The following is a 22,012-nucleotide window of genomic DNA, read 5'->3' as shown; positions in this document are numbered from 1 at the left end:
TCAACGACTTTAATTTTACAGGATTTCGAGGTGTCTTTTCTTGTGAAACAAAAAAGATGTTGGTAAAAATACCAACATCAGAAGGCATAGAGCCAAAATTCAAAGATTACAATTGTGTAGTCTATTTATTTTTTCTAAAACTAAGTAATCATCACTTTCATATTTGCTGAAATAGAGGATTTTTGACGTCAAAAAAACCTTAGCTAAACCAGCTAAGGCTAGAATACAACATTATTTTTGATTTGTGAATAGCTCGCATGCTTTTGTTAATCTTGATGTAAATACACTATCAGATTCACTGGGGTGGGATCACCAGAGGGATGATTATGAGCAACAATAATTTGAGCGGAATTATCTCTTATTGCTTCTCGAAAAATGTCTCGAGGATGCACAATACTTTGATTTAGAGTTCCAATAAATAATGTTTTTTTTCTAATAATTTGGTTCTTAGTGTTTAATGTTAGGAGAATAAAATGTTCTTGTTCTAAATTATGTGTTTCTTGAATTAAGTGTTGGGAAAGCCCATACGAGCTAGTTACTTTCTCCTTTTTTATATCAAATTGTAAAATACGTTTTGATATAAAAAAGCTTGCCTTGAATTGGAATTCCATAGTTGGTGGAAATTCGGTAAGTCCATTTCTCAAATCTGCTAGAGTATCTATACTTTCTAATATTTCAGCTGCTTTTGAAGGTTTTAGATTGAATGAGAGTTCAATTAATTCTTGAGTGCTAAGATTATTGAATTTGTCGTTCTTATTCGATCGTTAAACATATAAGATGTCATTAACTGCTTTTTTAGAGTGTTTTCTGTTGCTACTGCCATTTTTAATCATTCCTATTCTATTTATTCATCACTCTTTTTCGCAAGCATGGCTTGCATTGATTTATAAAAGAAAGGTTTGAGGATGAAAGTAAGAACAGAGTAGCGTAGATAGCTTCTTCTTGATTCTCGTGCAACTTAGAATAAGGGACAGGAGTGTATTTTTGTAATAAATATTAACTTTCACTGTAATTATTAAAAGGTTGGTATGGTAGTGTTTTTAATGGGTTTTATGTTGGAATTACAAAATTACATATTTTGGGAGTTCTTATTTTATTTCGATATACACTCATAGACACAATTTTATATATTTTATTATAAAAAAGTGTAATAAGTGTAATTTTATTTGAAAAGATAGTGTTTATGAGGAGGAACAGAGCTTCGAAATGTAACAGTGAATTAATTCTGTGTAATTTTAAGTAATCTTGTTGACTTGATGAGCGAGATAAAGAATAAAGAAGCTAAAAAGTAATAGCTTTCCTGTCTTAAGTGTGAGCGATGATGCGTCCCGAGAAAATATGATTATCATTATCTGTTCAAAGTAGTAGTATTTTAATCACTCATCATTCATTTTTCCTTATCATAATAAGAGAAACACAAAAATATTGCAATCGAAAAATTACTACTCAATGTGCTATAATAAAAAGGATTGTATAGAAAATTAGAGTGGTGAAAATTCATCATTTTTTAAACTGAAAAATAACTATAAGGAATAGGTGGACAGCATGAATAAGAAACAATTAGCTGCTAAAATATGGGAATCAGCAAACAATTTACGTGGTAAAATGGAAGCAAATGAGTATAAAGACTATATTCTTGGGTTTATTTTTTATAAATTTCTTTCTGATAATGAAACGACATTTTTAAAGAATGAACATTATACTGATGAAGATATACAAAATTTGACAGAAGAAGATCAGGATCAAGTGAACTATATTAAGGAGAATCTTGGATACTTTATTTCTTATGAAAACCTATTTCAACACTGGATTGAACTAGGAAATGATTTTAGTGTGGATAATGTTGTCACAGGACTTTCTGATTTTAACAAAAACATTGGGGAAACCCATAAAAAAGTTTTTAAAGGTATTTTAAAAACTTTAGATCAAGGAATTACAAAACTAGGTGACACTGCACAATCTCGTACGAAGTCTATTCGTGAATTAATCCGAATTATTAAAGATATTCCGACTGATAATAAGTCTTATGATGTACTAGGATTTGTTTATGAATATTTAATTAGTCAGTTTGCATCTAATGCAGGTAAAAAAGCTGGGGAGTTTTATACGCCACATGAAGTATCCGTTGTGATGGCAGAATTGATTGCTAACCATGTTCAAGGCTTGGATAAAATGCATATCGATATCTATGATCCAGCTAGTGGTTCGGGTTCTTTACTTATAAATATTGGTTCGTCAGTGGCAAAATATATGAAAAATAAAGATTCTATCAAGTTTTATGCGCAAGAGTTGAAAGAAAATACCTACAATTTAACACGGATGAATTTAATTATGCGTGGTATTATTCCAGATAATATTGTTGCTCGAAATGGTGATACACTTGATGATGATTGGCCTTACTTTGACGAGAATGAGAATGGAGCTATTGAGGGAACTTATACTACTTTAAGGGCTGATGCAGTAGTAGCCAATCCACCCTATTCTCAAAAGTGGGATATAGAGGGAAAGGAAAATGATCCCAGATTTAGTGGCTATGGATTAGCTCCTAAGTCAAAAGCAGATTATGCATTCTTATTACACAACCTTTACCATCTAGATACGAATGGAATAATGACAATTGTTCTTCCACATGGAGTTTTGTTTAGAGGGAATGAAGAAGGAAATATTCGAAAACAATTAATAGAAAATGGCTATATTGATGCAATAATTGGGTTGCCAGCAAATATCTTTTTTGGAACGTCAATTCCTACCGTTATTTTAGTACTAAAGAAAACGCGAAAAAACAACGATGTTTTATTTATTGATGCATCAAGCGGATTTGAAAAACAAAAGAATCAAAATGTGTTAAGAGCACGTGATATAAAAAAAATTGTAGATACAGTTATTTCTCGTAAAGAAGAAGCAGGTTATTCTTATGTGGCAAATTATGAAGAAATTAAAAATAATGATTACAATTTAAACATACCAAGATATGTATCTTCTTTTGGTGGTGGGGATTTCGTAGATTTATATGCATCTGTTTATGGAGGAATACCTAAAAAGGAACTTGAGATTTTTAATGATGTATGGGAAACATTCCCCACATTGTTTAATACACTATTTACAGAAGTTAATACTGATTATGTTTCCCTTAGAGAGAAAGATCTTAAATCATTAATGAATTCCAACAAAGAAGTTGAGTCATACAAGAGTAGATTTTCTCATGATTTTGAAGATTATCCTAACTACTTAAGGAGTAATTTAATTGACAAGGTTGAGACAATTAATGAAGCAGGTATTGTAGATAAATTAACCGTGGATCTTTTTCAGCGCTTAGAAAATTATGAATTAATAGACAAATATTATGCTTATCAACTACTATCAAATTCTTTTCTCAAGATTTTAGAAGACCTTGAAATCATCCAAAGTGAGGGAATTGAATCAATTATAAAAGTTGATCCAAATGAAGTTGAAAAAACAAAAAAAGGGAAAAAAGTAATTGTCCAAGATGGCTGGATAGGTCGCATTCTGCCGTTTGGTCTAGTCCAAAAAGAATTGTTAAAATCAGAGTTGATCGAAATTGACAATAAAAAACAAAGGCTATCTGAAATAGAGAATAGCTTAATTGAAATCAAAGAGATGTTATCAGAAGAAGATGGGGAATTTGATGTCTTAAATAATGATAATTCAAAATTTGTGAAGACTGAAGTGAATAAAAAATTAGTCGAATATCGCTCAGATATCGAATTACCAGAAAAAATTCTTTTTGAAAAATATCTAACTTTAAATCGAAATGAAAAATTAGATTTTGTACAAGAACATGATGAGATTAATTGGGATCAGATGACACTTGGTAAAAATGGCTACACTAAAGGAGAACTTAATAAGTATCTGAATCATTTGCTAAACAGTTTTGATTTTCCAGAAGGAACTTTTGCAGCTAAACTTGCTGAAGTATCCAGATTAATGGAAGAACAAGCTGAATTGACTAAACAAATTAAGTCTGATGAAGAAACCCTTCATAATCAAACGAAAGAGACAATTGAGTCGCTTTCTGTTGATGAGTCTCTCAATTTGTTAGATATTAAATGGAACCAACCAATAGTAGAAAGTATAAATGGACTGCTTCCTAATGCAATAAGTGATATTATTTCTGAAATTGATACTTTAAACAATAAGTATATAGATACACTGATTTCTATTGAAACAGATCTAAAGGCAGCTAATAATAAAATGAAGCCTTTATTGGATGGATTTAAAGGAAATAAAGATGCTCTTCAAGCATTGGAAGAACTAAAAGGGGTGCTTGATTAAATGTCTAAAAGCAAAGAACCATCTTTAAGATATCAAAAATTTACTGACGCTTGGGAACAGCGTAAGTTAGGAGAAGTAGCAGATATCGTTGGTGGAGGAACACCAAATACAAGTATTCTAGATTACTGGGGTGGTGATATAAGCTGGTATTCTCCTGTTGAAATTGGTGATCAAGTTTATATGGGAGACAGTCGAAAAAAAATCACAGAGCTTGGATTACAAAAAAGTTCTGCTCGTATGTTGCCAGTTGGAACAGTATTATTCACGTCTCGTGCTGGTATCGGAAATACTGCTATTTTAATTAAAGAAGGTTGCACGAACCAAGGTTTTCAATCTATTGTTCCGCATGAAACTGAACTTGATTCTTATTTCATATTCTCTCGTACCCACGAATTAAAATGCTACGGTGAGACAAATGGCGCCGGTTCAACATTCGTGGAAGTGTCAGGTAAGCAGATGGCTAAGATGCCAATTTTACTACCTAGCATTAAAGAACAACAAAAAATCGGCTCCTTCTTCCAACAACTCGACAACACTATTGCTCTTCATCAACATAAGTCGAATAAACTAAAGCAAATAAAGAAATCTTTGATGAGTCAAATGTTTCCAAAAGACGGAGTAGATACTCCTGAGTTAAGAATCGGTGAGTATTCAGATAATTGGAAAGAAGAACAATTAGGTCAGTTAGTTGAACAAGTAAAATCTTATTCGCTATCCAGAGATGTAGAAACAAAAAATAATACAGGTTTTAGATATATTCATTATGGTGATATCCATACTAAAGTTGCGGACATGATAGATAGTAAAAGTAAGTTACCTAACATAAAAGAGGGCCAATATGAGTTGTTGAAAAAAGGGGATGTAGTTGTGGCGGATGCTTCAGAAGATTATCAAGGCATTGCTACTCCTGCCGTTATCACAACAGAGTTACCTTATAAATTAGTAGCAGGGTTGCATACAATTGCTTTAAGACCTAAAAAAATTGATTCTGTATTTTTATATTACTTAATTCATTCTCCTGCTTTTAGAGAATATGGGTACAGAATTGGAACTGGAATGAAAGTATTTGGAATCAGTGCTAAAAATCTTTTGAACTTTGAAGGTAAGTTACCTTCTATTGAAGAGCAAACCGCTATAGGGAACTTTTTTAAGCACTTAGACGAAACTATTGCTATTCATCAAGAAAAATATGAAAAATTGAAGCAAATAAAAACAGCTTTATTAAATGATATGTTTGTTTAAGGAGAGGAGGTAGAATGATGCAATTTACAAGAGAGATTGATTTCGAAAATGCTTTAGTAGAATTATTAAAGAATAAAGGATGGGATGGCGGAGTTATTGAAAACCCTACTGAACAGGAATTAATTCAAAACTTGGCCGACATTCTTTTTAACAACAATAAAAGTGAAAATCGTTTAAATAGAGTCCCTTTATCTAAAGGTGAAATTGATCAAATTATCGAACAATTAAATGGTATAAAGACGCCAAATCAAGCAAACAAATGGATAAATGGCGGATCTATTCAAATTATTAGAGATAAAGATTCTGAAGATTTATTGCATCAAGGAAAAGTAGTGAGTTTGAAGCTCTATGACAGACGCGAGATAGCAGCAGGGAAAAGTCATTATCAACTGGTTCGTCAACCAAAGTATAAGAAGAAAATTGATGTTTCTAAAGATAGAAGAGGAGATGTTTGGTTATTAATTAATGGTTTACCAGTTATTAATATTGAATTGAAGCGTTCAGGTGAAACAGTTTACAGAGCAACAGGACAGATAGAGAAATACTACTATGAAGGTGCTTTTTCCGGATTATTCAGTCTAGTTCAGATTTTCATAGCAATGACGCCAGAGGAAACAGTTTATTTTGCCAATCCTGGTAGTGTAGAGGCTTTTGATGAAAAATATTTTTTCAAGTGGGCTGATATTAATAATGAACCTATAAATTATTGGAAAGATATAGCTGAAAGATTGCTTTCTATACCAATGGCACATACATTAATAGGGTATTATACGGTTGCTGATGATAGTGATGGTATTTTAAAAGTAATGAGAAGCTATCAATTTTATGCGGCTAGTACAATTTTTAATCAAATGAAGAAGACAGATTGGTCAGCACCAGAAAAATTAGGCGGATTTATTTGGCATACTACTGGTTCGGGAAAGACATTGACTAGTTTTAAGTCGGCTCAACTAATCGCAGACTGGGGAAATGCTGACAAGGTTGTTTTTCTATTGGATCGAGTTGAACTTAGTACACAATCTTTTGAAAATTTCCAAGGATTTTCTGATGATGAAAATGATATACAAGATACGAATTCAACTTTTGAATTAAGAAAGAAACTGATTGATACTGATCAGAGTTCGACGTTAATTGTTACATCTTTACAGAAAATGAGTATTGTTAGCAATGATGATAAGAATTTATCAGATTTGGAAAAAATAACGGACAAAAGAATTGTTTTTATCGTTGATGAGGCACATAGAACTACTTTTGGAGATATGCTTACTGATATCAAAAAAAGGTTTTCACGCGCAGTGTTTTTTGGGTTTACTGGCACACCAATAATGAAAGAAAATGAAAAAAATGGGAATACAACATCTGATATTTTTGGTTCTGAACTTCATCGTTATTCATTAGCGGATGGCATTCGAGATAAAAATGTATTAGGATTTCAGATTGATCAGGTTCCGACATTTTCTGATGAAGATATCCGACTTGCGGTGGCACTTGATAAGGCAAAAGCAGTTGATTTTATAGAAGTTAGTAGTGATGAACAAAAAAAGAAAGTTTTTGATTATTATATGAATCCTGCTAAAGTAAAAATGGCTGGTGAAAAACTAGATGGTAAATATAAAAAAGGAATTGAAGACTATCTTAATTCTTCTCAGTACAAAGATAAAGATGAACATTATGATGCAGTATTAACAGATATTGCTAAACAGTTTCCTGTATTGTCACAAGCCAATAAATATCACGCAATATTGGCAACTACTTCAATTGAAACAGCTATAAAATATTATAAAAAAGCTAAGAAAAAATATCCAAACATAAAATGGGCAGCTGTTTTTGATGCAGATGATTCGAACAGTTTTACTTCACTCTCTAAAATAAAGGGATTACATGAAGTTTTAGAGGATTACAATAAACAATATAACCAATCTTTTTCAGTAGAGAGTGGCTCATTTAAAAAGTATAAAAAAGATGTTGCCAATAGATTAGCTCATAAAAAACCTTATCAACATATAGAGTTGGGTCAACAGATTGATGTCATAATAGTTGTACGTCAACTTTTAACTGGATTTGATTCTAAATGGATTAATACAATCTATCTGGATAAAGTACTTGAATATGCTGATGTAATTCAAACTTTTTCTCGGACGAATCGCTTGAATGGATTTGATAAACCCTTTGGAAATATTCGCTATTATCAGAGAATTCATACAATGAATAAAAATATTGAGGAAGCGATAGATTTATATTCAGGCAATCGACCAGAGTTACTTTACGTAGCTAAGCTAGGATTGAATGTTCAATTGATGAATCAAAAGTATGAAGAGATAAAATTGCTATTTCTTAAAAATAAAATTACTAATTTTGAAAAGCTGCCTTCTGAAGTAGTTGAAATTAATCAATTTGCTAAATTGTTTAACGAATTGGACGGTATATTAACAGCGGCAAAATTACAAGGCTTTGTATGGGAAAAAAATGAATATCTGTTTGAAGGTGAAGTTATTGAACTACAGTTTTCTGAAGAAGACTATTTAGTCTTAGTTCTTCGGTATAATGAAATTGAACGTGGTAATGGTGGTGGAGAAGGTGTGGGGAAGGTTCCTTTAGATGTGCCTTATCACCCAATACCATTGAACAAAACAATTGTAGATAGTAATTTTTTCAATAAGCTTTTTGTTAAGTTTGTTAAACTGAGTCAAGAAGATTCTTCAGAGGAAGTAATAAGTGAGGCATTGAATGAATTACACTCGAAATTCTCATCTCTAACTCGTGAACAACAAGATTATGCTGAAATTGTTATTCAAGATATTCAAAATGGAAAACTTTCAATTAATGAAAATGCGAACTTTTTAGAATTAATCAGTGAGTATCAATTCCATCAGGAAATGAAAGAATTGAATGAAATTGCAAATTCTCTAGGTCTTGATGCAGAAAAATTGAAAAAAGTAAAGAATGTAGTTACAAGTGAATCTAATTTGAATCAATATGGTCAATTTGATAACTTGAAAAAAATGGTTGATTTTGAAAAAGCGAAAATTCTTTTTGAAAAAGAGTATGGTAAAAAAATACCAGCGTTTAAGATAAATCAAGAAATTGATAAACGTCTGAGAAAATTTATACTTGAAAAATAGGAAGAACTTATTCCTTACAGGAGGTGTTATGTTGGCTCTTTATCATATCAATAAACATAAGATGGTAAAAATTCAAGAAGTACCATTTGCTAAAGAAAAGGAATTACAATTTTTAGTAGAATCAAATTTAGAAAAGTTGTTCAATTTGAAATTTGTGGCTACTGAATTTTCTGTAGATGATTTTCGGCTGGATACGGTAGCTTATGATGAAGAAACCAAGAGTTTTGTAATCATTGAGTACAAAAAAGGGAAGCGATTCAGTGTAATTGATCAAGGCTATGCTTATCTAAACTCATTATTAGCTCATAAAGGGGAATTCGTTTTGAATTATAATGAGCAGTATCCAGATCAACTAAAGCGTATTAGTGAAATCGAATGGTCACAAACGAGAGTCATTTTTATAGCGAATGATTACACTAATTATCAACAGGGAGCAGTTAATAATCCCGATTTACCTATTGATTTGGTGACAGTTAAAAAATATGAAAACGGCTTGATAGATGTTGAAACGTTAAACAAAACTAATTTAAAGCAGGCTAAAGTTAATAAGCAGAGTAATCAGGGAGAAGCAAACAAGAAAGGTTTATCTAAAGAAATTATAGTTTATACAGAAGACGAACATCTTGAGAAAGGTTCTACAGAGGTTCAAGAACTTTATGAAGAATTAAAAGAAATTATTTTGAGCTGGGATAGTAATATTCGAATCAAGCCTGTCAAATTATATAATTCTTTTAAATTAAAACGTAACATAGTAGATATTCAAATTCAGAAAAGAGCTCTAAAAATTTGGATTAACCTAAAATATGGAGAACTAAATGATCCTGAAAATATAACTCGAAATGTAAGTGAGACAGGTCATTGGGGAAATGGTGATTATGAAATTATTATGAAAAACAATCAAAATATTGAGTATATTGCTAGTTTAATTAAGGAATCTTGGCGATATCACAAGCAGCAATTAAGTTAATTACTAACACCTAAACTAGCGCCAATCCCGAAAAATCATCAGAATTTCATGGTACCGCCCAAAACAACGGATGTTGAGCTAACAGCATTTAGAAGCTGTTGAAACTTGTAGAAACCACTAACCCTTTGCTGAAAGGTTCAGTCGCCTGAAAACTCAAACCAACAACATACTTCAAGAAACCAGCGTCTAACGCTGGTTTCTTTCTTTAACAACTACCGTTATGCCTTGCAAAAAACAAATAAGAAATTCCCTTATCTACTCAAAGTTATTTCTATTAGAACCAATCAACTATAGCTTATATTTTTTTCTATAACGAGCTAAACAAACCACATTCTTATTGAATTTTTAAAGCAACGTTCTCAAATTAACGGATTTTCTAAAAAAACACAAAATATCCAGACGAACTGGTCAAGTCCAATGGTTATTTATGAGTGAATATGCTAAAATAAAACTTGTCTTACATAAGGAAAGATTTGTTCACTAACAGTGGCGACTGTTCTCAGTAAACAGTTGCACTGGTTTATCGGGAAGGGAACAGAGCAAGTTTTACGAGACTTTCCCATGTAATAATAAAAAGCACTGAACGTCAGTGAATGAAGGAAGAAGGACATCTATGAAAACAATTATCACATTCATTATTGTCTTCGGTATTCTTGTCCTCGTACATGAATTTGGCCACTTTTATTTTGCAAAACGAGCGGGTATTTTAGTTCGTGAGTTTGCAATCGGAATGGGACCAAAGATTTTTGCGCATCGTGGAAAAGATGGCACCACTTATACGATTCGCTTATTGCCAATTGGTGGCTATGTGCGAATGGCTGGGATGGGCGAAGACATGACAGAAATCACACCAGGTATGCCTCTATCTGTTGAGTTAAATGCCGTGGGTAATGTGGTTAAAATTAATACAAGTAAAAAAGTACAATTACCTCATAGTATTCCGATGGAAGTCGTTGATTTTGATCTTGAAAAAGAATTATTCATCAAGGGCTATGTCAATGGAAACGAGGAAGAAGAAACCGTTTATAAAGTTGACCATGATGCAACGATTATTGAAAGTGATGGAACCGAGGTGCGGATTGCGCCACTTGACGTTCAATTTCAATCAGCGAAATTATCGCAACGCATTTTAACGAACTTTGCGGGGCCCATGAATAACTTTATCTTAGGGTTTATTCTGTTTACGTTAGCGGTTTTTCTACAAGGAGGCGTTACTGATTTAAACACGAATCAAATTGGACAAGTGATTCCTAATGGCCCAGCCGCAGAAGCTGGGTTGAAAGAAAATGATAAAGTCTTATCGATTAATAATCAAAAAATCAAAAAATACGAAGATTTTACAACCATTGTGCAGAAGAACCCCGAAAAGCCGTTAACGTTCGTAGTTGAGCGTAACGGCAAAGAAGAGCAACTAACAGTGACACCAGAAAAACAAAAAGTGGAAAAACAAACGATTGGTAAAGTCGGCGTTTATCCTTATATGAAAACCGATTTACCGTCAAAATTGATGGGCGGTATTCAGGATACTTTAAATAGTACGACACAGATTTTTAAAGCACTTGGCTCACTATTCACAGGCTTTAGTTTAAACAAACTAGGTGGGCCAGTCATGATGTTTAAATTATCGGAAGAAGCATCCAATGCTGGAGTAAGTACAGTTGTATTCTTAATGGCCATGCTGTCAATGAACTTAGGGATTATTAATTTGTTGCCGATCCCAGCTTTAGATGGCGGGAAAATTGTTTTAAACATTATTGAAGGTGTGCGTGGAAAACCAATTAGTCCTGAAAAAGAAGGCATCATTACGTTAATTGGCTTTGGGTTTGTCATGGTGTTAATGGTGTTAGTTACTTGGAACGATATTCAACGCTTTTTCTTTTAAGGAGAAAGCTTAAGTAAAAAAGTGTGTAAAGAAATCAAAAATAGTTGATTTTAAAATAGAGGAGAGTTTTAATGAAACAGTCAAAAATGTTAATTCCAACGTTAAGAGAAGTACCAAATGATGCAGAAGTCTTAAGTCATCAAATTCTGTTGCGCGCAGGCTATATTCGTCAAGTCGCTGCAGGGATCTATTCTTATTTACCTTTAGCCAATCGTGTTTTAGAAAAATTAAAAACGATTATGCGAGAAGAATTTGAGAAAATTGATGCAGTTGAAATGTTAATGCCTGCGTTATTACCCGCAGAACTTTGGAAAGAATCAGGCCGTTATGAAACTTATGGACCTAACTTGTATCGCTTAAAAGATCGCAATGACCGTGACTATATCTTAGGTCCAACGCATGAAGAAACCTTCACAGAATTAATTCGTGATGAAATCAATTCTTACAAACGATTACCTTTGAATTTATACCAAATTCAAACAAAATATCGTGATGAAAAACGCCCACGTTCTGGCTTATTAAGAGGCCGTGAATTTATCATGAAAGATGGCTATTCTTTCCATGCCGATGAAGCTAGTTTAGATCAATCATACCGTGATTACGAAAAAGCTTACTCACGCATTTTTGAACGCTGTGGACTAGAATTCCGTGCCATTATTGGGGACGGTGGTGCCATGGGTGGTAAAGATTCTAAAGAATTTATGGCGATTTCTGAAATTGGGGAAGATACTATTTGTTATTCAACAGAAAGTGATTATGCTGCCAATTTAGAAATGGCAACAAGTCTTTATACGCCGAAAAAATCACATGAAACACAATTAGATTTAGAAAAAATTGCAACACCAGAAGTGGGTACAATTGCCGAAGTGGCAAACTTCTTTGAAGTTGAGCCACAACGTATTATTAAATCAGTACTATTTATTGCCGATGAAGAGCCAGTAATGGTCTTGGTTCGTGGCGATCATGATGTCAATGATGTCAAATTGAAAAACTTCTTAGGCGCTGATTTCCTAGATGAAGCAACAGAAGAAGATGCTCGCCGTGTCTTAGGAGCTGGCTTTGGTTCAATTGGTCCAGTCAATGTTTCCGAAGATGTTAAAATTTATGCAGATTTAGCTGTTCAAGATTTAGCCAACGCCATTGTTGGGGCTAACGAAGATGGCTATCATTTGACAAATGTAAATCCAGATCGTGACTTCCAACCAATTAGTTACGAAGATTTACGCTTTGTTCAAGAAGGCGATCCTTCTCCTGATGGCAATGGTGTCTTAGCCTTTACTAAAGGAATCGAAATTGGCCATATCTTTAAATTAGGAACGCGTTATAGTGATGCTATGGGCGCAACAGTTTTAGATGAAAACGGTCGTGAAAAATCAGTGATCATGGGTTGCTATGGCATCGGCGTTAGTCGTTTACTTTCAGCAATCGTTGAACAAAATGCAGACGAGCGCGGTATTAATTGGCCAACAGGAATTGCGCCATTTGATTTACACGTGGTCCAAATGAATGTGAAAGATGAGTATCAAACAAAACTATCACAAGAAGTTGAAGCAATGATGACCGAAGCGGGCTACGAAGTATTAGTTGATGACCGCAATGAGCGCGCAGGTGTAAAATTTGCTGATGCTGATTTAATTGGTTGTCCAATCCGTATCACAGTCGGTAAAAAAGCAGTCGATGGTGTGGTAGAAGTCAAAATCAAACGTACTGGTGAAATGTTGGAAGTACGCAAAGAAGAATTAGAAAGCACACTTTCTATTTTGATGAACACAACATCAGAAGTAGAATAAATAAACAAACTTAATAACAGTATAAAGCTTAAAACGAAATCAAAGTTTCTCTGATTTTGTTTTAAGCTTTTTTAATGTAATAAAAAACTTAAATGTCTCAAGCTATAAACAATATTCGATTTTAAAGATTAATCTATATAAAATTATTTCCTTTATTGTTTTTAATAATAAAAGAAATAAATAAGTGGTTTAAGCTGATTAAATGATATTTTTTTGTTTTTAAACAAATTTTTCATATATAGATAAAATTTAAAATTATATTTACACTAATTATATGTTGGTGATATTATAAAATAGTGGCTAATTCATTAGATTAAATGGAAGAGATTATAACTAATAAAAAATAGGTTAGAAAATTAAAGAAAATACTCTTTCAGAAGAGAAACGATTGAATGAAGTTAGGCTAGTAAAGGGAACCCAGTAGCATTGGTGCTGTACTAGTGAAAGGAATTTATGGGACGAATCCAATAAGTGTTAAAACATGATTGTACATAAAAAAGAAAGGAGGGAAGCCAGTGAAAAAAGGAAAACTAAGTACCTTAGCTGCTGTAGTACTAATCATAATAGGAATTGGAGGGAAACAATACATGGATAAAAAAGCAATAGAAAAAGATTACCAACAAGGCATCGGTTTAATTCAAAAATATGTATCAAACTATTTGGTAGAAAACTATGAAGGTATTGAGAAGATTGAGTGGCAAGGCGTTGGCGTGGAATGGCGGAATGCAAAAGGATATGGGCCTTCGTTGTTGGGGAATTATGTGAATACTAGAGTGAATATATTTGTATCAGAAGATAAATATTTTTCTGTAAGATTTACTTTGACAGATGAAACAGATTATGACAATAATTTGAAAAAATATGTTAAAGCAAGTTCTTTGAATTCTGAAAATATTGATTTTTCAATCAAATCGGATTTGGAAAATGCTACCTATGATTTAAAACAGAGTGAAAAAGAATCATTCACGAAGCTAGAGAAGTCAATTTTTGGTAGTGATAATGCAAAAATCATTTATAACTTAGAAATTTATGAGTTGAACTATTAGGGGGGAGAATCTATGAGTAGAGAAATCACAACGGAAATATTAGCTAACGCTATTGATGAGACGAAAGATACTGTTCAAACAAAGAATACAAATGTACGATTGAAAATTCAAGGAAAAAAAACAGACTTCAAAATCATCCACAAAGCCGCCAGCACCCAATCCAACCAACTAAATGCCATGGCCATCGCCCCTTTAGATGACCAAGGCAAACCTGACTATAACAATGTCACTGTCGTGTACGCTGGTACCAATTCCTTTGGTGATGAAGGCAAAAAAGGCTTTGAAACAGCTGGGACGGCTTTTGTAGGTGGCTTTTCTTCTGAATATCAGGAAGCCTGAATATCTTAACATAGAGTTTTAAAACATGATTGTACATAAAAAGAAAGGAGGGAAGCTAGTGAAAAAAGGAAGATGGTGGCTAATTGGTTTAGCTACTGCATTACTAATCATAATAGGAATCGGAGGAAAACAATACATGGATAAAAAAGCAATAGAAAAGGATTACCAACAAGGAATCGATTTAATTCAAAAATATGTGTCGAACTATTTAGTGGAAAACTACGAAGGCATTGAGAAGATTGAGTGGCAAGGCGTTGGCGTAGAATGGCGGAATGCAAAAGGATATGGGACTTCGCTGTTGGGGAATTATGTTAATAGTGAAATTAGAGTATATGTATCTAAAGATGATTATTTCATGATGTATTTTCGTCTAACCGATAAAACAGAATATGATGATGAATTGAAAAAATATGTTGTGCTAGACTCATTAAACGATAAAAATACAGATGTTGCAGTTAGAGTAGGATTAAGGAATGCGACATACGATTTGAACCAAGCTGAAAAAAAAGTTTTTGAGAGATTTAGAAAGTCTGATAAAGGAAGTCCAAATGCAAAAGTAGTTTATAACTTAGAAATTCATGAATTAATATATTAGGAGGGAAAGGAATTTGAGTAATGATGAAATTACAACAGAGACCTTAGCAAAAGCAATTGATTCTACAAAAGAGACAGTTCAATTGAATAGTGATACAGTAGTTTTAGAAATTCAAGACAAAACACAAGACTTCAAAATAATCCACAAAGCCGCCAGCACCCAATCCAGCCAACTAAATGCCATGGCCATCGCCCCTTTAGATGACCAAGGTAAACCTGACTATAACAACGTCGCTGTCGTGTACGCTGGTACCAATTCCTTTGGGGATGAAGGTAAAAAAGGCTTTGAGACAGCTGGGACAGCTTTTGTAGGTGGACTTTCTGAAGAATATCAGGAAGCTGAAAATTTTTTAAAACAAACGCAGCAAAAAATCGCCTCGCAAAACGGCACAATTACCGATGTTGCAGGCTTTAGTCAATCAGGTGGCTACATGATGAAAATGGCAGGGAAATACGGGCAAGAAATGGGCTTTCGTACCACCAGTTTTGATGATTGGGGCCGCAATCAATTTGAACGTTTAACGACGAGTGAAAAACAGTGGTTACAAGAAAATCCAGAATTTTTGATTCGCTACCAAAATGATTCATGGGCAGCACTGTCAGGACGTGATAGTAAATATGGCACGCTTTCTTCGATTTCAGGGGTTGGTGAACATAATACTTTAGCTAACTATTTTGACGGGGACGACTTGGATTTGGATCGTTTAGCCAAAGATGGCATTTTCGCACCGAATATGACTTTGGAGCAAGTCAAGTTAGCAGCGAAAGTCTGGGCAAAGAAAAATGGCGACTGGGATCCCACCACAAATAATGAAGCCGAAGCGAAAAAACGAGTGCAGGAGTACTTAGAACTCTATGGCGAATTTGCGCAAACGAATGCGAATTTGGAAAAATTAAAATCTGGTACTGATAAAGCTATTCGTTCCTTACATACAAAAATTGCCAGTGCTTCTGGCGGTCAAAAAATCAAGTTACGAGCAGACTTGGCATTACAGGTAGCTAATCAGGCTAGAACAATCGGTGAAGAAGCGGAGAAATTGCTGAAACAAAGCCAGCAAGACACAGAACAAGCGTTAGCAGAAATTTCCAAGGAAATTTTAACAAGTGCCAATGAAATAAGACAATATTTGTCTTATTCTGAGGTCCAAGCAATGATTGCACCCTATGAAAAAAGTCGTTTGTGGGACGAGGCACAGGCCAGTCACAATCGGAAACAAGTTCAACAATATAATCAAAAACTGATGACATTTAGTGAAAAGTTAACAACTGCGGCTAAAAATATTCAAGAATACGATCGCCAAGCAGGGAATCAGTTATTTACACAGAAATGAAAGGATGTCGCACATGGATGAACTGGAAAGAGAACTTCAATTAGAATTAGAACGCATACAAAAGATGCAAGAACGCCAAGCCATTCAAGCTGTGATTACAGCAAAACAAACCAGAATCGCAACCATCAAACAAACCTCCACACAGACAATCAAGGAACTTTCAAAATTAATGAGCAAGCAATCAAAAACTGCGTTGCCATCTTCCTTAAAAGGTGCGTTTCAAGGGCAAGTGGCGGACGCAGCGAGCCATTATTTGAAAGCGATTCCTGACGCAAATTTAAAAACACCAGCAAAAGGAGGTTAGGAGATGACACCGGAAGAAAAACGCCGCAGTTACCAGATGATTGAAGACAGCTATTATCAAGAAAAGCGCAGAATCAATCAACAACAGCAACATGTTTCCGCTGAAATCCAGCGATTTAGACAACAAACGAACCAACTAGTAGACAAGGTGGCTTATTTTACTAGAAATGATACTTGGGACAAACGAATGTTTCATCATCAAATAGCCACCAGTTTAGATGAAGTGAAACGAACAGAAAATCGGTTTGTTTCAATCCTAGAAGAAACAGAACAAACCATGCGGAAAAATTATCGAAAAGAGATTGAGAAATTGGAAGAAATGGCAAGAATGGATTTGTAAGGGATTGGTAAATACGGATTGACAGGATGTTTTTTGTTCAATATGTTCAAACAAATAATGGAATTCTTCACGAGTACATTACTCTTGTTCTCTAATTTTTAGCAAGCCATTGACGGAACAAGATTGTTTTTTTACAAAAAACGAGTATACTTAATAGAGAAGCGAATGCAGAGAAACCGAAAAAAGGCACTTGACAGATTTGTCTGAGGGCCTTTTTTCAATGATAGAAGGAGGTTCATTTTGTGACAGAAAAAGCACGCGATTTATTTGATAAACTGATGACGCAAATTCAGTTAGATGACACAGCGAAAGAACATCCCTTAATTCAAAATGGCCGGATTGACAAGGTCATTGTTCACCAACAAAGTCGCTTATGGGAATTTCATTTAAGTTTTGATGAATTGATGCCAGTGATGCTATATCAAACATTTATGCAACAATTGGAACTAGCTTTTCAACAAATTGCACAGGTTTCCGTTCAAATAACCACAAATCAGACAACATTTACTGAGGAACAATTAACGGATTATTGGCAGTTGGCCTTGTTAAATAGTCAATGCAATACGCCGTTAGTTCAGAAAGTCTTAAAAACACAGACACCACAATTTGAAGATCGGAAAATTATTTTACCTGTTGATAATGAAGCAGTTATTCCTTATTTGAAGCAACAATATTTACCAATTATTGAGGAACTTTATTTCTCTTACGGGTTTCCTAAATTTCATATTGAACCAAAAATGGATCAACAGCAAGCTGCAGAAGTGCTGAAAAAGTTTGAAGAGCAAAAATTAGAACAAGCCGCAGCCTTTCAACAACAAGCTGCTGAATCGCTTGTTAAACATGAACAAATGAAAAAAGAAAAACAACAACAAGCGCCTGCGTTTGATGGTCCAATTCGTTTAGGGCGGAATATTCCCAATGATGAACCCATTATGCCAATGGGAAACATACTGGAAGAAGAACGTCGGATAACGATTGAAGGCTTTATTTTTGATAAAGAAGTGCGTGAATTGCGTTCTAAACGAAAAATTTTAATTTTGAAAATAACTGATTATACTTCCTCTTTCGTGGTGAAGAAATTTTCGAATGGGGAAAAAGATGAACAAGTTTTTGATGCGATTCAACCACAAAGTTGGATTCGTGTTCGTGGTAGTGTACAAGAAGATACCTTCATGCGTGATTTAGTCATGAATGCTCAAGATTTGATGGAAGTCGCCCATGCGCCAAGAAAAGACTACGCGCCAGAAGGTGAAAAACGTGTAGAATTACACATGCATAGTAACATGAGTACAATGGATGCGACCAATAAAGTCGGTGACTTAGTGGCGCAAGCGGGGAAATGGGGTCACAAGGCCATCGCAATTACGGATCATGGCGGCGCCCAAGCGTTTCCTGATGCCCATGCTGCAGGTAAAAAAGCAGGCGTTAAAATTTTATACGGCGTGGAAGCCAATATTGTTGATGATGGTGTACCTATTGCTTACAACGAAGAACATATTGAATTAACAGATGCTACCTATGTGGTCTTTGACGTGGAAACAACGGGGCTTTCCGCTGTTTATGATACAATTATTGAATTGGCCGCTGTCAAAATGCACAAAGGAAATGTCATTGAGACTTTTGAGCAATTTATTGATCCTGGCCATCCATTATCTCAAACAACGATCAATTTAACTGGGATTACAGATGAAATGGTGCGCGGTTCAAAATCCGAAGAAGAAGTTTTACGCATGTTTAAAGAATTTTCAGAAGGAACTATTTTAGTGGCCCACAACGCTTCTTTTGATATGGGGTTCTTAAATACAAGTTATGGCAAACATGGAATACCTGAAGCGGCTAATCCCGTCATCGATACATTAGAATTATCCAGATTCTTGTATCCACATTTCAAAAGCCATCGTCTAAATACCTTATCGAAAAAATTTGGCGTCAACTTAGAACAACATCACCGCGCCATCTATGACTCGGAATCAACAGGTCATTTGTGCTGGATTTTCTTAAAAGAAGCGAAAGAGAATCATGATATGCATTTCCATGATGATTTGAATCGTCATATTGGCGAAGGAGACTCATACAAACGAGCTCGACCTTTCCATGCAACGATTTTAGCAACAACTCAAGCAGGATTAAAAAATCTTTTTAAATTGATTTCCATGTCCAATGTAGATTATTTTTTCCGAGTACCACGGATTCCTCGTTCGCAATTATCGAAATTAAGAGAAGGGCTTTTAATCGGTTCCGCATGTTCAAACGGCGAAATTTTTGAAGCAATGATGCAAAAAGGTGTCGAAGAAGCAAAAAATCGTGCCAAATTCTACGATTATATTGAAGTTATGCCCAAACCAGTATACGCGCCATTAATTGAACAAGAATTGGTGAAAAATGAAGCAGATTTGGAAGAAATTATTAGTAATCTAGTGAAAATCGGTGACGAACTTGGCAAGCTGGTTGTCGCCACTGGAAATGTTCATTATTTAAATGAAGAAGATGCCATCTATCGGAAAATTTTAGTCGGGTCTATGGGTGGCGCTAATCCGTTAAATCGCCATAGTTTACCAAAGGTTCATTTCAGAACCACCGATGAAATGTTAACGGAATTCCAATTTTTAGGACAAGACGTCGCTAAGCGAATTGTGGTAGAAAATCCCAACAAAGTCGCTGATTTATGTGAAGAAGTTATTCCAGTAAAAGACGATTTGTATACGCCAAAAATTCCTGGGTCTGAACAAGAAATCACTGATTTAAGCTACAATCGTGCGCGCGAATTGTATGGCGATCCTTTACCAGAAATTGTCGAAAAACGTTTAGAAAAGGAACTGAATTCGATTAACGGGAATGGTTTCTCGGTTATTTATTTAATTTCTCAAAAACTGGTGCATAAAAGTAATGAAGACGGCTATTTAGTCGGTTCACGGGGCTCTGTCGGTTCGAGTTTTGTTGCGACAATGACAGGGATTACTGAAGTAAATCCTTTAGCGCCACATTATTATTGTCCTGAGTGTCAATATTCTGAGTTCTATGAAGATGGTTCCTATGGTTCAGGTTTTGATATGCCTGAAAAAGCCTGTCCAAAATGTGGCGCTCGATTGTTTAAAGATGGTCACGATATTCCTTTTGAAACGTTCTTAGGATTCCATGGCGACAAAGTTCCTGATATCGATTTGAACTTTTCTGGCGATTATCAAGCCGAAGCCCATAACTACACGAAAGTTCTTTTTGGTGAAGAATATGTCTACCGGGCAGGAACCATTGGTACAGTAGCCGACAAAACAGCGTATGGCTTTGTTAAAGGATATGAAAGAGATCATAATTTACATTTGCGTGGTGCTGAAATTGATCGCTTAGCCAAAGGTTCAACAGGGGTTAAACGGACGACTGGGCAGCATCCCGGCGGTATTATTGTAATTCCTGATTACATGGATGTTTATGACTTTACGCCAATCCAATACCCTGCAGATGATCAAGAGGCAGAATGGAAAACGACGCACTTTGATTTCCATTCTATTCACGATAATATTTTAAAACTTGATATTCTAGGACATGATGATCCGACCGTGATTCGGATGTTACAAGATTTATCTGGGATTGAGCCAAAAACCATCCCAACAGACGATCCAGAAGTGATGCGTATTTTTGAAGGACCTGATGTTCTAGGTGTGGATGCAGAGCAAATTTATTCTAAAACAGGAACTTTAGGAATTCCTGAATTTGGGACACGTTTCGTTCGAGGTATGTTAGAACAGACCCATCCATCAACTTTTGCAGAATTACTTCAAATTTCTGGACTGTCTCACGGAACCGATGTGTGGCTAGGGAATGCAGAAGAATTGATTCGCCGTGGCGAAGCCAATCTTGCTGAAGTAATTGGTTGTCGGGATGATATCATGGTTTATTTAATTCATGCTGGTTTGGACAGTGGGATGGCCTTTAAGATTATGGAAACGGTACGTAAAGGACAATGGAATAAGATTCCTGATGAACTACGGGATACGTATTTAAATGCGATGAAGGAAAACAACGTCCCTGACTGGTATATTGATTCTTGTTCTAAAATTAAATATATGTTCCCGAAAGCCCATGCGGCAGCATACGTATTAATGGCATTGCGGGTCGCTTACTTTAAAGTTTATTTCCCAATCTTATATTACTGTGCATTTTTCTCCGTTCGGGCGGATGACTTTGACTTAGTGGCAATGTCACAAGGGAAAGAAGCTGTGAAAGCACGAATGAAAGAAATTACGGACAAAGGGATGGACGCCTCCACCAAAGAGAAAAACTTATTAACGGTTTTAGAATTATGTAATGAAATGCTGGAACGGGGCTATAAATTTGGCATGATTGATTTGTACAAATCAGATGCTGAAAATTTTGTGATTGAAGGGGATACCTTGATTGCACCTTTCCGAGCAGTGCCAAGTTTAGGACTCAACGTAGCGAAAGCCATTGTCGCTGCGCGAGAAGAGCAACCGTTCTTGTCGAAAGAAGATTTGGCAACACGAGGCAAAGTTTCTAAAACGTTAATTGAATACATGAATGAAAATGGTGTCTTAAAAGACTTGCCAGATGAAAACCAATTATCATTATTTGATATGTTATAAAAGAAAAATCTCTTAGAAAAGGGGCGGTGAAGCGACTTATTCACCGCCCCTTTTTTAGTAAACAAATAAATTAGAAAACCATTGCTAGAAGCGTTTTAATTACTTATTAAAAAGCCATCTTTATTTAATTATGTTAAGCTTGTGCATAAAAAGTAAAATGCTTAT

13 protein-coding genes and 1 pseudogene are annotated in these 22,012 nt (G+C 34.8%); 13 read left to right on the top strand and 1 reads right to left on the bottom strand.

From position 1 onward, the window contains the following. Positions 1–266 precede the first annotated feature (266 nt). Entirely contained in the window at positions 267–644 is a 378-nt protein-coding gene (locus IGK70_RS09585; RefSeq protein WP_205216872.1) for a JAB domain-containing protein, read from the bottom strand. Between the two features lie 901 nt (positions 645–1,545). On the opposite strand from IGK70_RS09585, the gene IGK70_RS09580 reads away from it, so the two are divergent. The 13 genes and pseudogenes from IGK70_RS09580 to IGK70_RS09520 all read left to right on the top strand — a co-directional run bounded on the left by IGK70_RS09580 (position 1,546) and on the right by IGK70_RS09520 (position 21,847). Beyond that, positions 1,546–4,293, top strand: a complete 2,748-nt coding sequence (locus IGK70_RS09580; protein ID WP_071981525.1) for a type I restriction-modification system subunit M — start codon at positions 1,546–1,548, stop codon at positions 4,291–4,293. Further along, positions 4,294–5,535: a restriction endonuclease subunit S gene (locus IGK70_RS09575; protein ID WP_071981524.1), complete on the top strand. Its 1,242-nt coding sequence runs from the start codon at positions 4,294–4,296 to the stop codon at positions 5,533–5,535. A gap of 14 nt (positions 5,536–5,549) precedes the next feature. After that, complete coding sequence (locus IGK70_RS09570) at positions 5,550–8,657, top strand: type I restriction endonuclease subunit R (RefSeq protein ID WP_080488176.1); 3,108 nt, start codon at positions 5,550–5,552, stop codon at positions 8,655–8,657. Positions 8,658–8,718: 61 nt separating this feature from the next. Then, positions 8,719–9,624, top strand: coding sequence for a DUF5655 domain-containing protein (locus IGK70_RS09565; protein WP_258318805.1), 906 nt, complete (start codon positions 8,719–8,721; stop codon positions 9,622–9,624). Between the two features lie 613 nt (positions 9,625–10,237). Next, complete coding sequence (rseP, locus tag IGK70_RS09560) at positions 10,238–11,506, top strand: RIP metalloprotease RseP (protein ID WP_002362168.1); 1,269 nt, start codon at positions 10,238–10,240, stop codon at positions 11,504–11,506. Between the two features lie 71 nt (positions 11,507–11,577). After that, positions 11,578–13,296, top strand: coding sequence for a proline--tRNA ligase (locus IGK70_RS09555; protein ID WP_002359769.1), 1,719 nt, complete (start codon positions 11,578–11,580; stop codon positions 13,294–13,296). A gap of 515 nt (positions 13,297–13,811) precedes the next feature. Next, on the top strand, positions 13,812–14,342 hold the full coding sequence (locus IGK70_RS09550) for a hypothetical protein (RefSeq protein WP_010707318.1): 531 nt from the start codon (positions 13,812–13,814) through the stop codon (positions 14,340–14,342). A gap of 12 nt (positions 14,343–14,354) precedes the next feature. Next, positions 14,355–14,678 (top strand): annotated as a pseudogene (locus IGK70_RS09545) (hypothetical protein); the annotation flags it as partial. 61 nt (positions 14,679–14,739) lie between these two features. Beyond that, a complete protein-coding gene (locus IGK70_RS09540; protein ID WP_010828902.1) occupies positions 14,740–15,276 on the top strand; it encodes a hypothetical protein in 537 nt (178 codons plus the stop codon). Positions 15,277–15,289: 13 nt separating this feature from the next. Next, positions 15,290–16,606: a hypothetical protein gene (locus tag IGK70_RS09535; protein WP_010816153.1), complete on the top strand. Its 1,317-nt coding sequence runs from the start codon at positions 15,290–15,292 to the stop codon at positions 16,604–16,606. A gap of 13 nt (positions 16,607–16,619) precedes the next feature. Then, a complete protein-coding gene (locus IGK70_RS09530) occupies positions 16,620–16,910 on the top strand; it encodes a hypothetical protein (RefSeq protein WP_010826188.1) in 291 nt (96 codons plus the stop codon). Between the two features lie 3 nt (positions 16,911–16,913). Beyond that, entirely contained in the window at positions 16,914–17,249 is a 336-nt protein-coding gene (locus tag IGK70_RS09525) for a hypothetical protein (RefSeq protein ID WP_002381591.1), read from the top strand. A gap of 242 nt (positions 17,250–17,491) precedes the next feature. Next, complete coding sequence (locus IGK70_RS09520) at positions 17,492–21,847, top strand: PolC-type DNA polymerase III (protein WP_002381593.1); 4,356 nt, start codon at positions 17,492–17,494, stop codon at positions 21,845–21,847. Positions 21,848–22,012 lie beyond the last annotated feature (165 nt).

The organism is Enterococcus sp. DIV0358, from assembly GCF_051713465.1.
In the GTDB taxonomy this organism is placed as follows: Bacteria; Bacillota; Bacilli; order Lactobacillales; family Enterococcaceae; genus Enterococcus; species Enterococcus faecalis.
Note: the sequence above shows the minus strand (reverse complement) of the source record. Positions and strands in the feature narration are given on the sequence as shown.